The organism is Vibrio sp. OPT46, from assembly GCF_015163535.1.
Lineage (GTDB): Bacteria > Pseudomonadota > Gammaproteobacteria > Enterobacterales > Vibrionaceae > Vibrio > Vibrio alginolyticus.
Genome location: NZ_JADDYG010000131.1, coordinates 1 through 403 on the forward strand (window position 1 = coordinate 1; position 403 = coordinate 403).

Below are 403 nucleotides of genomic sequence, written 5' to 3' on the forward strand. Positions count from 1 at the left end.
GATGCTAGAAAATATTACCGTATTTCACAAGAATCGCGCATCTTTTTTTGGAAAATATCCTGTGATTTTCAATGTGGAAACTTAGAGTTCACGACAAATATAAATTAATCTTTACGATAAAAAACTCGATTAGGTGCTTTGCCTAATATCGTATTAAATACCGCGCAACGACTTAGTGTCTTAATCTAAACAAACAAGGTATTCAATATGTTTTCAATCGGTGACGTAGTAGTAGCGACTAAAGGTATCGATCTTGGCGAAATGGTTGTTACAGGTTTAAGCAGTGGCGGTTTTTACACACATGTAAAAGCAGGCGAAAAAACACTAACTTACCCAGCTAAAGATCTTAAGAAAGCATAATTAAATTTGCTCATTCTTATTTTTAACTGGCTTAAAGTTCGTA

1 protein-coding gene is annotated in these 403 nt (G+C 34.0%); it reads left to right on the forward strand.

Annotated elements, in window-relative coordinates:
- Positions 1-207 precede the first annotated feature (207 nt).
- Complete coding sequence (locus IQR33_RS05790; protein WP_005375418.1) at positions 208-360, forward strand: hypothetical protein; 153 nt, start codon at positions 208-210, stop codon at positions 358-360.
- The last annotated feature ends 43 nt before the right edge of the window (positions 361-403 follow it).